This is a genomic window from Paraplanobispora siamensis (assembly GCF_016863175.1).
Lineage (GTDB): Bacteria > Actinomycetota > Actinomycetes > Streptosporangiales > Streptosporangiaceae > Planobispora > Planobispora siamensis.
This window is the reverse complement of sequence record NZ_BOOJ01000008.1, coordinates 225,465-240,470: the sequence shown is the minus strand read 5'-3', so window position 1 is coordinate 240,470 and position 15,006 is coordinate 225,465. Positions and strand designations below refer to the sequence as shown.

Here is a 15,006-nt window from a genome sequence, read left to right as displayed (position 1 = left end):
TCGAACACCCCTCCATTATGTGAATGGAGTCATTCATTGGCGAGCCGGGGCGCTCGGCCGTCAGGTGAGCGGCCCCACGGCGGGGCGGACGGTGATCTCGGTGACGTAGGAGTCCGGCGAGGCGGTCACCGCCGACAGGACGGCCCTGGCCACCGAGTCGGCGCTGAGATAGCGCTCCGGCTCGTAGGCGCCCTTCTCCTGCTCGCGGACCCCGCGCTGCATGTCGGTGTCGACCCTGCCCGGGTAGAGCGTGGTGACCCGCAGGTCCGGCTCCTCCAGCCGGAGCCCGTCGGCCAGGGCGCGCAGGGCGAACTTGCTGGCGGCGTACGGCACCCAGTTCGGGTTGGCCCGCTGCCCGGCGCCGGAGTTGATCATCACGACCTGGCCGCGCGCGGCGCGCAGGGCGGGCAGCAGCAGCCGGGTCAGCTCGGCCACGGCGATCACGTTGATCTCCATCGTGCGCCGCCACAGCTCCGCCCGCGCCTGCTCGACGCGGCCCAGGAGCGCCACCCCGGCGCTGTGCACCAGCACGTCGAGCCGGTCGATCCCGGCGACGTCGGCCGGGGTGACGGCGGTCAGCTCCACCGGCCAGGGCCGCGCGCCCGGCAGCTCCGCGCAGATCTTGTCCAGGGCCTCGCGGTCGCGCCCGCCGAGTAGCAGGTCGTGCGTGGGGGCCAGAGCGTGCGCGACGGCGGCCCCGATCCCCCGGGACGCGCCGGTGATCAGGGCGGTGGGGCGTGCTGACATGGCGGCAATCCTACGAGGTCACGGAACGCTCCCACCCGTGGCCCCCGGTGACGGCGCGCCCGCGGAGGTTTTGACCGCGTATTAAAATTTATATACAAACTTGCATATGTCATCTACGCGTGTTCTCCTTCTCGGTGTGCTGCTCGACGGTCCTCTGCACGGCTACGAGGTACGGCGCCGCCTTGAGACGTGGGGTGCCGACGGGTGGGCCAACGTGGCCTACGGCTCGATCTACCACGGACTGTCCAAGATGGCCGACGAGGGCCTGCTGCACCGCGTGGAGGAGGGCAGGGGCGGGAAGACCGTGTACGAGATCACCGAGGCAGGCCGGGCCGAGTTCATGATGCAGCTGATGCGGCACTGGTGGGAGGTCCGGCCGATCGTGGACCCCTTCCAGGTCGCGCTGACCTTCATGGACCGGCTCTCCCCCGCCGACCTGACCGCCGCGATGGAGGGCAGGGCGGAGCAGCTGCGGGCCTCCCTGGCGATGCTCGAACGGGCGATCCCCGCCAAGAGCGCCTACGGAGCCCCGCGGCACATCAGCGAGACCCTGCGCCTGCACGCCGCCCAGCTCCAGGCCCAGCTCACCTGGATCGAGGAGAGCGTCGGCAGGGTCAAGAACGGCGAGCTGCCCTAGCCGCCCCGCGGCCTTCCCGGGAGGAAGCCGCACCGCGAAAACCTGTTGCCCCTCCCACGACGGGAGGGTTCATGCTCGACATCCCGACGAACGGAGAAAACGTGATCATCGAGGCGCACGACCTGCGCAAGACATTCATCGCCAAACGGGGAAGGGGCAAGACCGAGGAGGTCGAGGCAGTCCGGGGCATCGACCTGGCCGTCGACGAGGGCGAGATCTTCGCCTGCCTCGGCCCGAACGGCGCCGGCAAGACCACCACGGTCCGGATGCTGGCCACCTTCACCATCCCCACCTCGGGCACGGCCAGAGTGGCCGGGTTCGACGTGGTGAAGGAGGCCGCCAAGGTCCGCGAGAAGATCGGCTACGTCGGCCAGGCCGGCGGCGTGGACGACAACGCCCCGGGCCGGGAGAGCCTTGTCCTGGCGGGCCGGATCGCCGGGATGTCCCGGAAGGAGGCCCTGGCCCGCGCGGAGGAGCTGTTCGCCGCCTTCAGCCTGAGCGAGATCGCCGACCGCCCGGTCAAGACCCTCTCCGGCGGCCAGAAGCGGCGCTTCTCGCTGGCCATCGGGCTGGTGAACCGGCCGCCCCTGGTCTTCCTGGACGAGCCCACCACCGGCCTCGACCCGCAGAACCGGGCCAACCTCTGGGACGAGATCCGCGCCCTGCGCGACCAGGGCACCAGCGTCCTGCTGACCACCCACTACCTGGACGAGGCCGACGCGCTGTGCGACCGGCTGGTCATCGTCGACCACGGCGAGATCGTCGCCGAGGGCACCCCGGAGAAGCTCAAGAAGGAGCTCGCGGGCGACGTCGTCACGCTCCGGCTCGACGACCTGGACGGCGCGCGGAAGGTCCTGGCGGCGCAGCCGTACATCAAGGAGACCCAGGTGGAGGGCGACTCCCTGCGCGCCTACCTCGACGACGGCGAGCACGGCCTGCCCACGCTGCTGCGCGCGCTGGAGGCCGAGAACCTGGCCATCCGCTCCATCTCGCTCGACCGGGCCACGCTCGACGACGTCTTCCTCAAGCACACCGGCCGCTCCCTGCGCGACGCCGCCTGACCCGACACCCTCCCGAGGACTCCCCCCATGCTTCGACACACCTTGCTGTTCACGGGCTACGAGCTCGGCGTCATGCGCCGCAACCTGGCATGGCCGATCATCGGCATCATGCAGCCCGTCCTGTATCTGCTGCTGTTCGCCCCGCTGCTGACCAGCATCACCCCGAACGGGGAGCTGACCGAGGCACTGATCGTGTTCACTCCGGCGGCGCTGGTGATGATCGCGCTGTTCGGTTCGATGTTCGCCGGTTTCGGCATGATCAACGAGACCCGGAACGGGGTGCTGGAGCGGCTCGCGGTCAGCCAGGCCTGGCGGCCCGCGATCATTCTCGGCCGGGTGGTGAAGGACATGCTCATGCTGGTCCTGCAGTCACTCCTGGTGCTGGGCGTGGCCGCGCTGATGGGCCTGCGGATCAGCCTGGCCGCGATGGGCCTGATGTTGCTGCTCATGGCGGTGACCGGCCTGTTCGCCGCCAACCTGTCGTACGGCCTGGCGCTGGCGGTGCGCGACGAGAACGGCATGTCGCAGATCGTGCAGTTCTTCCTGCTCCCGCTGATGCTGCTGTCCGGCCTGATGCTGCCGATGTCGCTCGCCCCCGACTGGATGCAGACGGTGGCCAAGTTCAACCCGCTCTACTACGCCGTCGAGGCGGGCCGCGCCCTGTTCGCCGGCGACTTCTCCGACAGTGACATCCCGATCGCCTTCGGCATCTTCCTGGTCCTGGGCGTGCTCGCCCTGACCTGGTCGGTCCGCTCCCTGCGCAAACTGGCGGGCTAGGGCGTGTTTCTCGAATCCTCTTGCCCACTGCGGTCGCCCGGACGGCAAAGATCCAAGAGACACACCCTGGACGCAAGCAAGTCCTGAACAGGAGAGCGGTACGGCGGTGCGTGCCGACAGACGAGGCTGACCGCCACGCCGGAGCGGAAGCGGCGAAGGGTGCCGAGGATCGAGATGCGACCAACGACCTCGACACCCTTCGCGACCGCACTGCAGGCCAGGATCGATGACCGGCTCACCGCCGCCGGGGATGTCGCTGATCAGCGTCTGCGGTCAGCCGCAAGTCGATCACAAGAGGCCGCCGCGATCATGCGAGCATGCACATGACAGCCACCCGGGCGGCGCTCGTCCTCGCGCTGAGCACGGCCCTGACCCTTCCGGCCGCCGCCCCGGCCGGCGCGCAGGCGGCTCCTTCGGTCAAGAACACCGATTTCAACGGCGACGGCTACAACGACCTGGCCGTGGGCAGCCCGTCCTATCCCGGCGCTCAAGGCAGCGCCAATTCCGGACTGGTGACGGTGCTGTACGGCGGCCCGAACGGGCTCGGTGGACATGAGAACTTCCGGCCCGCGCCGCAGTGCAACACCGGCACCACCCGCTGGGGCGGAGTGCTGTACTGCGAGCAGTGGGGCAACGAACTGAGCGCCGCCGACCTCGACGGCGACGGCCGCCAGGATCTGATCTCCACCGGCCACCACGACGTCCAGATCCACACCTGGAAATCGGAAGGCATCGTGGCGCGGCACCTCATCGCAACCGCACCCTACCTGGACGGGTTGAAGGCCGGCCGGGCCGACAGCGACCCCAAGATCGACATCGTTGCCGCCTGGAAGAGCGGCTACAACGCCCGCCTCGGCGGCTGGTACAACGGTGGGCCCCACGAGCAGGCCGAATTCGTGTCCGGCCGGCAGCCCTATGTCTCCTCCGCAGCTACTGGCCTGCTCAACGGTGATGATCTGCTGGAGATGGTGACCGTCGCCAACCTGGGCGGCGACGAGTACTACCTGTGGTACATCGGTGACATCCGCAACCCCTCGGCCACGCCGTACGTGATGGGCTCACCGGCCGCCTGCGGCTCGACTGCTCCCACCGCCCAGGCCTGCCCCAAGCGGGACTCCAAGCTGGCCATCGGCAACGTCAACGGTGACGGCTACGACGACGTGGTCATGGTCACGCCCAGCACCGGCACCGTCAACGTCTTCTACGGCTCCCGCTACGGCGCCGGCATGGCTTATCCCGGCTACACCGCACGGAATCTGTCCTGGCTGGCTGGCCTGCCAAGCGACTGGATGAAGGTGGCTGTGGGCGATGTCAACGGCGACGGCGCCGCCGAGATCGCCATCGGCGCTCCGGCGACCCCCGTCTCCGGCCACGACCAGGCCGGTCTGGTCGCCCTGGTGCCCGGCTCGAAATCCGGGCCGCAGCCCGCCGGCGTGCGGCTCATCAGCCAAGACGGTGACAACGCCGACCCGGCCGCCGACCCGGTGCCCGAACAATCCGCAGCCGGCGACCGTTTCGGCGAGGCGGTCTCCATCCTGGATGTCACCGGCGACGGCAAGGGCGAGCTGCTGGTCGGCGCACCGGGCAAGAACACCGGGCGCGGCATGCTGACGGTGCTGCCGGGCACGGCCACCGGCGCCTTCCCCACCGCCCAGGTCGTCCACCCGCAAGACGTCGGAGCCGTCGAGCCCGGCGCCCGCTTCGCCGCATCCCTGCCCCAATGACGCCACCCCGGTGATGCCGCTCCGGCGAACGAGTCCCGCTTGAATCCCGTGATCGATCGCCGAAACCGGCGTCCGGTCAGGACGGCGGCTCTCCGGGAGAGAGCGGGAAGCTCACCGGGAGCCCTTTTCGCCGGGGCGTTCCGATGCAGGGCCTCAGCACCCGCTCAGCAGGTGAAGACGCCCGCCTGGTCGGTCATCCGCTCGTACTCCTCCAGCCGGGCCTGCGTGCGCAGCGGCGCCGCGTCCGCCATGGCCTCCACCAGCACCATGGCCAGGGCGAGCGGCGCCGCGTGCGAGTCGAACACCAGCCGCTCGCCGACCGGGGCGTCCAGGACCACGTCCGCGTCGAACGGCACGTCCCGCCGGTCGGTGATCACCGCGGTGCGCAGGCCCAGCCCCTGGGCGTCCTTGAGGGCCTGCACGGCCTCGGCCGGATAGCGGGGCAGGACCACCGCGAGCAGCCAGCCGGCTCCGGCCCGGCGGGCGGCGTGCAGGCCGTCGGCCAGCTCGGAGCCGCCGTGGGTCAGCAGCCGCACGTCCGGGTGGATCCGGCGGGCGTAGTAGGCGAAGGTCGTGGCCAGCCCGCTGGAGACCCGCAGGCCCAGCACCGGCAGCGGCTCGCAGGCGGCCAGCGCGGCGCCCAGCTCCGTGACGCCCGAGGCGTCGGCCAGCCCCTCCCGCACCGCCCGGAGGTTGCCGATCTCCACGTCGATCGCGGTCTGCAGGTCGTTGGCCCGCGACGGGTCCTGGCCGCCGACGACCAGGGGCCGCAGCGCCTGGCGCAGCTCCGGGTATCCGGCGAAGCCCAGGACCATCGCGAACCTGGTCACCGACGGCTGGCTCACCCCGGCCCGCTCGGCCAGCTCCACACTCGACAGGAAGATCGCCTCGTCGAGGTGGTCGTCCAGGTAACGCGCGATCCGCCGCTGCACCGGCGAGAGCCGGCGACCTTCCAGAAGCCGGTCGAGTCCGTCGCCCACGTCCCCTCCAACCGATCCGCCGCCCGTGATCATTCCCCGCCGGGGGAGGCGGAGGATGCCTCACCGTACCCAAGCGCCGACCTCGGCGGTCCCCCATCTCACTTATCGGAGCGCGGCAGGTCAGGATTCGCGCATCGGGACGCGGACCTCACGCTCCTCGGCGACGGCGACGGCCTCGTCGTATCCGGCGTCGACGTGGCGGATCACGCCGGTGCCGGGGTCGTTGGTCAGGACCCGGTTGAGCTTCTCGGCGGCCAGCGCGGTGCCGTCGGCCACGGTCACCTGCCCGGCGTGGATGGACCGGCCGATGCCGACCCCGCCGCCGTGGTGGATGGAGACCCAGGCGGCGCCGGAGGCCACGTTGAGCATCGCGTTCAGCAGCGGCCAGTCGGCGATGGCGTCGGAGCCGTCGAGCATGCCCTCGGTCTCGCGGTACGGGCTCGCGACGGAGCCGCAGTCGAGGTGGTCGCGGCCGATGACCACCGGCGCCTGGATCTCCCCGGAGGCGACCATGTCGTTGAACCGCTCGCCGGCCAGGTGGCGCTCGCCGTACCCGAGCCAGCAGATGCGGGCGGGCAGGCCCTGGAAGTGGACCCTCTCCCCGGCCATCCGGATCCACCGGGCCAGCGGCTCGTTGTCGGGGAACAGCTCCAGGATGGCCCGGTCGGTGGCGGCGATGTCGGCGGGGTCGCCCGACAGCGCGGCCCAGCGGAAGGGGCCCTTGCCCTCGCAGAACAGCGGGCGGATGTAGGCGGGCACGAAGCCGGGGAAGTCGAACGCTCGGGCGTATCCGGCGAGCTTGGCCTCGCCCCGGATCGAGTTGCCGTAGTCGAAGACCTCGGCGCCGGCGTCCTGGAAGCCGACCATCGCCTCCACGTGCCTGGCCATGGACTCGCGCGCCTTCGCGGTGAACCCGGCCGGGTCCTTGTCGCGCTCGGCGGCCATGTCTGCGAAGGAGACGCCCAGCGGCAGGTACATCAGCGGGTCGTGGGCCGAGGTCTGGTCGGTGACGATGTCGATCTCGGCACCGCGGCGCAGCAGCTCGGGCACCGCCTCGGCCGCGTTGGCCTCGACCCCGATGCTCAGCGGGCGGCGGGCGTCGCGCGCCTCGTAGGCCAGGCGCAGCGCCTCGTCGAGGTCGGCGGCCCGCACGTCGAGGTAGCGGTGCTCGATGCGCCGTTCGATGCTGCGCGGGTCGCAGTCGACGCAGATCGCCACGCCGCCGTTCATGGTCACGGCCAGCGGCTGGGCGCCGCCCATGCCGCCGAGCCCGGCGGTCAGCGTGATCGTGCCGGAGAGCGAGCCGCCGAAACGCTTGGCGGCCACGGCGGCGAAGGTCTCGTAGGTGCCCTGGAGGATGCCCTGGGTGCCGATGTAGATCCACGAGCCCGCGGTCATCTGCCCGTACATGGTCAGGCCGGCGGCCTCCAGGCGGCGGAACTCCTCCCAGTCCGCCCAGTCGGGGACCAGGTTGGAGTTGGCGATGAGCACGCGGGGCGCCCACTCGTGGGTGCGGAAGACGCCGACCGGGCGGCCGGACTGCACCAGCAGCGTCTCGTCGCCCTCCAGGGTCGTCAGCGTGCGGGTGATCGCGTCGAACGAGCGCCAGTCTCGGGCCGCCCTGCCCGAACCCCCGTAGACGACGAGTTGCTCCGGATGCTCGGCCACCTCGGGGTCCAGGTTGTTCTGGATCATGCGGAGCGCGGCCTCCTGCGGCCAGCCCTTGGCGGTGAGCGTGGTGCCGCGCGGCGCGCGGACGGTCCGGCTGCCGGTCATGAATGGCCTCCCCATCGTCCTGAATGAACGCATTCATATTTGTCACTCGGAGGCCACAGGTCAACCCGGGAGGGGGCATCCCGGAACGGTCGCCGGGATGCCCCTCCTGCGGTCCCCGTCCCGGCCGCGCTCCGCACGAACGGGACCGGCGGTGGACCGGTGAGCGCGCCACGGGCGCTCCGGCGCGAAGGAGAGGCTTCGCAGAGCGGGGGTTCCCGGTTTCCCCCACGGTCAACCGGGCCGCCGGACCGTCTTGCCCGAACCGCCCCGTAACGGCCCCAGGAATTTGCCAGGAGTCTACGGAGCGGACGGTCGCACGGCGTCTATGTCGGCAGGAGGAACTGGGTGGCGGCGAGCTCGCGGTAGAGGTCGTCGCCGTCGAGGAGCTCGTCGTGGGTGCCCACGGCCCTGACCCGGCCCGCCTCCATCACCACGATCCGGTCGGCGCCGGTCACCGTGGACAGCCTGTGCGCGATCACCAGCACGGTCGTCTCCCTGGCCACCTCCGCGATGACCTCGCGCAGCCGCAGCTCGTTGACCGCGTCGAGCTGGGAGGTGGCCTCGTCCAGCAGGAGCAGCCGGGGCCGGCGCAGCAGCGCCCTGGCGATGGCGACGCGCTGGCGCTCCCCGCCCGACAGCAGGACCCCGCGGTGGCCGACCTTGGTGTCCAGCCCCTCGGGGAGGCGGGCGACCAGGTCCTCCAGGCGGGTCAGCGCGAGCACCCGGCGCACCTCCTCCTCGGGCACGTCGGGCGCGGCGAACAGGAGGTTCTCCCGGAGCGAGCCGTCCAGCACGGGCGCGTCCTGCTCGACGTAGCCGACGGCGGCGCGCAGCTCGGCCAGCGGCCAGTGCCGGATGTCGCGCCCGTCGAACGTGATCGTCCCGCTCTGCTGCTCGTAGAAGCGCTCCAGCAGCGCGAACACCGTCGACTTGCCCGCCCCGGACGGGCCGACGAGCGCGGTCATGCCGCCGGCCGGGACGGCGAAGGAGACGTCGTGGTGGACCATGGGCCGGTCGTCGCCGTAGCGGAAGCCCACGGACTCGAACGTCACCCCCGCGGGGGCCGTGCCGGGCGCGGGGACCGGCCCGGCGGTCTCCTCGGCCGGGAGGTCCTCGATCTCCCGGATCCGCTTGACCGCCGCCAGGCCGCCCTGCACCTGGGTGAACCCCGAGACCAGCTGGCCGACCGGCGCGACGAGGAAGAACAGGTAGAGCAGGAAGGCGATCAGCGCGGAGACCTCCATCGCGCCGGAGGCGACCCGCGCCCCGCCGACGCCGAGCACGGCCACGAAGGCGAGCTGCGCGGAGACCCAGGCGGAGATGCCCACGATGGAGGACAACCAGGCGACGGCGACGCCCCGGTCCCGGGCCTCGCGCGCCGCGGCGCCCACCGACGCGATCTCCCGCTCCTCGGCGCCGCTGGCCTTGACCGTGCGGAAGGCCTGCAGCACCCGGTCGAGCACCGCGCCCATCTCGCCCACCGCCTCCTGCGCCTTGAGCGAGGCCCGCTGGATGCGCGGCATGACCAGGCCCACGAGCCCGCCGACCACGACGAGGACCGCCAGGGTGACCAGGAGCAGGACCCCGTCCATGATCGCCATCATCACGATCGCGCCCACCAGCATGAACAGCGAGCTGACCGACTCGACGATCCCGTCGGTGAACACCGCGCGGAGCAGGGTGGTGTCGGAGGTCACCCGGGAGAGCAGGTCGCCCGGCTTGAGCCGGTCCACCTCGGAGACGCGCAACCTCATCATGCGTCCCACCAGGCTCCGCCGGGCCGAGAACACGATGCCCTCGCCCATGCGCTCCAGGATGTACCGGCCCAGCGCCCCGATGCCCGCGCCCAGCACCACGGCGGCCGTCAGCGCGAGCACCGGCCCGGCCAGGGACTGGTCCCGGCCGAACGCGTCGACCACCGACTTGGCCAGCAGCGGCATCGCCAGCCCGGCCAGTGAGCTGATCAGGCTGAGGGCCCCGCCGGCCAGCAGGACGCGCCAGTACGGCCTGACGTAGTCGAACAGCAGGCTCCACGATGCCCTGCCCCCGGGTCCGGCTGCCGGACCCTGGCCGGGTACGTGTTCAGATGCGGTCGCGGTCACTCTCTTCCCTTCCGGTTGCCCCTCCGGACGAACGCGACCGGCCCCCGGCCGCCGCTCTTCCTGTCTACCGCTCATGCCTTCTCCCCGAGCGTTTCGCCCGTTTTCGTAGACCAAAGTCGACCTTGTCAACATAAGTTGACTTCATGATCGTGTCAACTTACGTTGACTTACACTCCGGCGAGGGGGATGGCGCCGAGGGGCGGCGATGCGGCGGGAGGGGGAACGGCGAGAAGCGCCGGACCGCGCGCGGAGGGGTGCGGCGGCCGGCGCTTCGGGGGCGCAGCCGTGAAGGAGCGGACAGAGAAGGAACAGAGAGAGGGCTAGGCGGGGGTCAGGATCAGGCAGGCGTTGCTGCCGCCGAAGCCGAAGGAGTTGGACAGCACCGGACCCGCCGGGATCCGGCGCGGCGCCCCGTGGACGAGGTCGATCATCTCCGTGGCCGGGCCCGAGGTGAAGTTGGCCGTCGGCGGGACCAGACCCTCCCGGGCCGAGAGCAGGCCCACCACCGCCTCGAACGCCCCCGCCCCGCCGACCAGGTGGCCGCTGACGCCCTTGGTGGAGGTCACCGGGGGCGTGCGCCCGCCGGAGGCCCCGCCGAAGAGGTCGCGCAGGGCGAGCGCCTCGGCGTCGTCGTTGTGCGGGGTGGAGGTGCCGTGCGCGTTGACGTGGCCGACGTCCTCCGGCGACAGCCCGGCGTCGGCCAGCGCCGCGCGCATGCAGTCGGCCGCGACGGAGCCGTCCCGCAGCGGCGCGACGATGTGGTTGGCGTCGCAGTTGGCCGCGTAGCCGCTCACCTCCCCGTAGACGCGGGCGCCGCGCGCCTCGGCCAGATCGGAGCGCTCCAGGACGAGGAAGGCCGCGCCCTCGCCCATGACGAAGCCGTCACGCTTCTCGTCGAAGGGGCGCGAGGCCTCCGCGGGCGCGTCCAGCCGTTCCGAGAGCGCGCCCACCTTGGCGAAGGCCTCCATGACCAGCGGGGACAGCAGCGCGTCCAGGCCGCCGGCCACGGCCGAGCCGACCGTGCCCGAACGGATCGCGCGCAGCGCCTCGCCGATCGCGGTGGCCCCGCTCGCGCAGGCCGTGTTGAAGGTCAGGCACGGCCCGCGGTAGCCGTACCGGATGGCGATGCGCGCGGCCGTGGAGCTGGACATCAGCGCCGGTACGGCGTGCACCGGCACCTTCTCCCTGCCGAGGGCGTGCCCCACGATCAGGTTCTCCAGCGTGGCGAACCCGCCCCCGCCGGTGCCGACGTAGACGCCGCAGTCCTCAGGGGACGGCTCGCCCGCGTCGGCGACGGCGTCGATCGCGGCGGCCAGGCCGATCTGCGCGGTCCGGTCGAGGGTGCGCAGTTCACGGCCGGTGAAGTAGTCGAGCGGCTCGAAGGGGGCCAGCGGGCATCCGATGGGCACGGGACCGCCGGCCAGGCCGGGGATCGCGGTGGCCGTCGACTTGCCGGCCAGCACCGTGGACAGGACCTCCCCGGCGGTGTTGCCCGCCGGGCTCTTGACCCCGATCCCGGTGACGACGACGCGCACGCCCTTCTGCCCGCCCGCCGGGCCCTCCTCGCCCCTCATCCCGGTCACCGGGCCGCCATCGCGGCGTGCAGGATGCCGGCCATGTCGGCCACGGTCCGCGCGCCGGCGAAGTCGGCCGGTTCGAGCTGGACGCCCAGTTGCTCCTCGATGATGACCGCGATCTCCACCCACTCGAGGCTGTCGATCTGGTGGTCGGCGATGGTGGCACTGGGTTTCACCTGGTCGCTCGGCACACTGAGCACCTCGGCGATCGCCGACCTGACGACGGACGTGGCTGAGTCAAGGCTTGTCATTCGCCCACCTTTTGACGGGATTTGACGGGATTCGATCCGCTCGCGCCCATGCAGACCCCGGACTATGCCCTCTAGACACATGTTCTGTCTAGACCCTGGGAGGCGGAATTCCCGCGCCTCCCACTCATTTGCGGATGGTTTTCACGGCCGGGAAATTGCGGCAATCCGATGGCGCCCCTGCGACGAACAACCCGTCGAGGAACCCGGCCGGATCCTTGCTCTCCCCATCCCGAGGCCGGTCGCGTCCGCGACCGGCAGCCGAAAGGACCTACGACATGGAGCTCCGGATCAACCGGCGCGCCCTGCTGGGACTGGGCGTGTCCGGAGCGTTGATCGCCTCCTCGTTCGCCCTGCTCAGCCCCGCGACCGGCACGGCGTCCTCGCACCGCGAGGCCCCGATGATCTCAGGTGACCCGCGCAACGACAACACCGACGTCTACGCGTTCGTCAGCCCCGACAAAACAGACACCGTAACGCTCCTCGCTAATTTCATCCCGTTCCAGGAGCCGAACGGCGGACCGAACTTCTACTCGTTCGACGTCAATTCCCGTTACAACATCAAGATCGACAGTAACGGCGACGCGAAGCCCGACATCACCTACCAGTGGCGGTTCCGCAATGAGGACAAGCGTGGAAACGCCACATTCCTCTACAACAACGGCCCCGTCACCTCGCTGAACGACGAGAACCTGCTGTTCAGGCAGCGCTACACGTTGCTCAAGATCACTCCGCAGGGCACCAAGACGCTGGTGTCCAACGGGATCGTGGCGCCGAGCAACGTCGGCGCCGCCTCGATCCCCGACTACGGCGCCCTGCGCTCGCAGGCCATCACCACCCTGCCGGGCGACGGCAAGACCTACGCCGGGCAGTCGGACGAGTCGTTCTTCCTCGACCTGCGGGTCTTCGACCTGCTGTACGGCGGTGACCTGTCCGAGGTCGGCCAGGACACCCTCAAGGGCTACAACGTCAACACGCTGGCGCTCCAGCTGCCCAAGGACGAGGTCGCGCTGAAGGGCAACTCGAAGGACAACCCGGTCATCGGCGTGTGGTCCACCGTGGACAAGAAGGGGGCCGACGGCTTCGTCCAGGTCTCCCGGCTGGGACAGCCGCTGGTCAACGAGCTCGTGATGCCGGCCGGGCTGAAGGACACCTTCAACTCGATCAGCCCTGACAAGGACGCCGGCATCCCGGCGGTCGTCAACCGCGTCACCGACCCCGAGCTGGCCCGCCTGCTGGAGGCCATCTACGGGATCAAGGCGCCGGCGACCCCGCGCAACGACCTGGTCGAGATCTTCCTGACCGGCATCGCGAAGGACAACGGCCCGATCAAGACGGACCTCAACTCGCAGACCCTCAACAAGGACGCGGTCAAGCTGCGCCCCTCGGAGATGCTGCGGCTGAACATGTCCATCGCGCCCAGCAAGGACCCCAACCGCCTCGGCGTGATCGGTGGCGACCCGCAGGGCTACCCCAACGGCCGTCGCTTCGTCGATGACACGGTCGACATCTCGCTGCAGGTGGTGGCCGGTGCCGCCCAGAGCGGCAAGCTCGTCGACGCGCTGGCCGCGGGCGACAAGGTGGACGCCAACGACAAGCCGACCGGCAAGACGTTCCCCTACATCCCGCTCCCCAGCAACAAGGCCGTGAACCAGAACTGATCCCCCAGGTGCGGAGCCCGGCCCGTCCGGGCTCCGCACCCCCCGTACTCCCCGCGTTTCCCGGACTTCCGGGAGACCGTTCCCGCCGTGACCGCGCCCCGCCCAGGAGAGATCACCGTGAAGACTTCCCTCCCCGAGAGGAGACCGCCGCGAGACGGCCGCACCGGCGTCCCCGACGCCTCCGGAGGCTCCAACGGCTCCGAGGGCTCCGGCCTCCGCGGGACGTCCGCCGCGCGGACCCGCGTCAAGGTGGGGATCGCCGTCCTGGGGCTGGCCGCGGCGCTGACCGCGGGCGCCTCGCTGTTCCCCCGGGAGCCGGTCTCGCCGGGCACCGGCTCGGCCGACGTGCCGGTCCAGATCGCGGGTCCCGCCGAGCTCCCCGCCTCCGCCGCCTCGGTGGAGGAGGCGATCAAGGGACTCGGCGACCGGCTGCGCCGCCTGCCGCGGGACGACCAGGCCTGGGCGGGCCTGGGCGCGGCCTACATCCAGCAGGCCCGCCTCACCGCCGACCCGTCCCTGTACCCCAAGGCCGAGCAGGCACTGGCCCGGTCCGCCGAGCTGAAGCCGGACAACTTCGCCGCCCTGACCGGCCAGGCCGCGCTCGCCGCCGGACGCCACGACTTCACCGAGGCCGTACGGCTGGCGCGGCGCTCGGTCGCCGTCAACCCCTACGGCTCCGGCGCCCAGGCCGTCCTGGCCGACGCCTACACCCAGCTCGGCCGGTACGGCGACGCCGAGCGGGCGATCGACCGGATGATGGAGCTGCGGCCCGGCGTCGCGGCCTTCACCCGGGCCTCCTACGCCGCCGAGCTGCGCGGCGACCGCGCCGAGGCCCGCCGGATGCTGGAGCGCGCCCTGCAGGACGCCTTCACCCCCGCCGACGTCGCCTACTGCCACTACTACCTGGGCGAGCTCGACCTGCACGCGGGCGACCTCGCCGGGGCCGCCGAGCGCTACCGCATGGCGCTGCAGGCCTCTGCGGACTTCACCCCGGCGCTGGCCGGCAGCGCCAGGGCCGCCGCGCTCGACGGCAGGACGGCCGAGGCGCTCGACCTGTACGCCACGGTGGTCGGACGGCTGCCGCTGGCCCAGTACGTGGTCGAGTACGCGGAGGTGCTCAAGGCCTCGGGCGCCGACCCCTCTGGACAGTGGGAGCTGCTGCGCGCGCAGCGGAGCCTGATGGCCGAGGCCGGCGTCAGGGACGATCTGACCTGGGCGGAGTACGAGGCCGACCACGGCTCCCCGGCCCGGGCCGTCGAACACGCCCGCGCCGAGTACGCCCGCAACCCCAACGTGGTGGCCGCCGACGCCCTGGCCTGGGCCCTGCACCGCGACGGCCGCAGCCGCGAGGCCCTGCCGTACGCGAAGAAGGCCACCGCCACCGGCTGGCGAAACGCCCTCCTGCTGCACCACCGCGCCGAAATCGAGCGCGCGCTCGGCATGAAGGAGCAGGCCCGCCGGTCGGCCGGCGCGGCCCGCGACGCCAATCCCGCCTTCTCCCCTCGCCTGTCCGCCCTGGCCAGGTTCTCCTGACCCCCGCCCGGGCGGGATTCTCTCCCGGTTCCCCCCAACCCGCCCGGGGCGGGACCCTCCCGATCCCACCGGCCGCTCTCGTAGAGCCTCCTCCGGATCTCACCGGCCGCTCTCGTGGGCGCCCCCGCGCCCAGCCTTTCCGCCACCCGCTCCAAGCCCTCACGGCCCCTCCCACGCCCGCCC

The 15,006-nt window shown here is 71.5% G+C and carries 12 protein-coding genes; 6 read left to right on the top strand and 6 right to left on the bottom strand.

Translation table 11 applies throughout. From position 1 onward, the window contains the following. Positions 1-60: 60 nt before the first annotated feature. A complete protein-coding gene (locus tag Psi01_RS03970) occupies positions 61-747 on the bottom strand; it encodes an SDR family oxidoreductase (RefSeq protein ID WP_204062535.1) in 687 nt (228 codons plus the stop codon). Positions 748-853: 106 nt separating this feature from the next. Here Psi01_RS03970 and Psi01_RS03965 point away from each other — a divergent pair, with 106 nt between their 5' ends. The 4 genes from Psi01_RS03965 to Psi01_RS03950 all read left to right on the top strand — a co-directional run bounded on the left by Psi01_RS03965 (position 854) and on the right by Psi01_RS03950 (position 4,946). After that, positions 854-1,384 carry a PadR family transcriptional regulator gene (locus tag Psi01_RS03965; RefSeq protein ID WP_204062534.1) on the top strand — a complete coding sequence of 177 codons (531 nt, stop codon included), beginning with the start codon at positions 854-856 and terminating at the stop codon, positions 1,382-1,384. Between the two features lie 71 nt (positions 1,385-1,455). Continuing rightward, a complete protein-coding gene (locus Psi01_RS03960) occupies positions 1,456-2,445 on the top strand; it encodes an ATP-binding cassette domain-containing protein (protein WP_204062533.1) in 990 nt (329 codons plus the stop codon). 27 nt (positions 2,446-2,472) lie between these two features. Then, the gene (locus tag Psi01_RS03955; RefSeq protein ID WP_204062532.1) at positions 2,473-3,222 is read left to right on the top strand and encodes an ABC transporter permease; all 750 of its coding nucleotides are present in this window, start codon (positions 2,473-2,475) and stop codon (positions 3,220-3,222) included. A 317-nt stretch (positions 3,223-3,539) separates the two neighbouring features. Then, positions 3,540-4,946: an FG-GAP and VCBS repeat-containing protein gene (locus Psi01_RS03950; RefSeq protein WP_204062531.1), complete on the top strand. Its 1,407-nt coding sequence runs from the start codon at positions 3,540-3,542 to the stop codon at positions 4,944-4,946. A 164-nt stretch (positions 4,947-5,110) separates the two neighbouring features. On the opposite strand, the gene Psi01_RS03945 is transcribed toward Psi01_RS03950, so the two are convergent. From Psi01_RS03945 to Psi01_RS03925, 5 genes are all read right to left on the bottom strand, one after another. Then, positions 5,111-5,926 carry a MurR/RpiR family transcriptional regulator gene (locus Psi01_RS03945; protein WP_239127042.1) on the bottom strand — a complete coding sequence of 272 codons (816 nt, stop codon included), beginning with the start codon at positions 5,924-5,926 and terminating at the stop codon, positions 5,111-5,113. A gap of 120 nt (positions 5,927-6,046) precedes the next feature. Continuing rightward, complete coding sequence (gene hutU / locus Psi01_RS03940) at positions 6,047-7,702, bottom strand: urocanate hydratase (protein WP_204062529.1); 1,656 nt, start codon at positions 7,700-7,702, stop codon at positions 6,047-6,049. A gap of 323 nt (positions 7,703-8,025) precedes the next feature. Then, positions 8,026-9,804 carry an ABC transporter ATP-binding protein gene (locus Psi01_RS03935; RefSeq protein ID WP_239127040.1) on the bottom strand — a complete coding sequence of 593 codons (1,779 nt, stop codon included), beginning with the start codon at positions 9,802-9,804 and terminating at the stop codon, positions 8,026-8,028. Positions 9,805-10,124: 320 nt separating this feature from the next. Continuing rightward, the gene (locus tag Psi01_RS03930; RefSeq protein ID WP_204062527.1) at positions 10,125-11,378 is read right to left on the bottom strand and encodes a beta-ketoacyl-[acyl-carrier-protein] synthase family protein; all 1,254 of its coding nucleotides are present in this window, start codon (positions 11,376-11,378) and stop codon (positions 10,125-10,127) included. A 5-nt stretch (positions 11,379-11,383) separates the two neighbouring features. Next, positions 11,384-11,632 carry an acyl carrier protein gene (locus tag Psi01_RS03925; protein WP_204062526.1) on the bottom strand — a complete coding sequence of 83 codons (249 nt, stop codon included), beginning with the start codon at positions 11,630-11,632 and terminating at the stop codon, positions 11,384-11,386. 275 nt (positions 11,633-11,907) lie between these two features. Here Psi01_RS03925 and Psi01_RS03920 point away from each other — a divergent pair, with 275 nt between their 5' ends. Together Psi01_RS03920 and Psi01_RS03915 are read left to right on the top strand one after the other, a co-directional pair. Then, the gene (locus tag Psi01_RS03920) at positions 11,908-13,290 is read left to right on the top strand and encodes a DUF4331 domain-containing protein (RefSeq protein WP_204062525.1); all 1,383 of its coding nucleotides are present in this window, start codon (positions 11,908-11,910) and stop codon (positions 13,288-13,290) included. A 117-nt stretch (positions 13,291-13,407) separates the two neighbouring features. Next, positions 13,408-14,823 (top strand): tetratricopeptide repeat protein, encoded by a 1,416-nt coding sequence (locus tag Psi01_RS03915; RefSeq protein WP_204062524.1) that lies wholly within the window; start codon positions 13,408-13,410, stop codon positions 14,821-14,823. Positions 14,824-15,006: the final 183 nt, after the last annotated feature.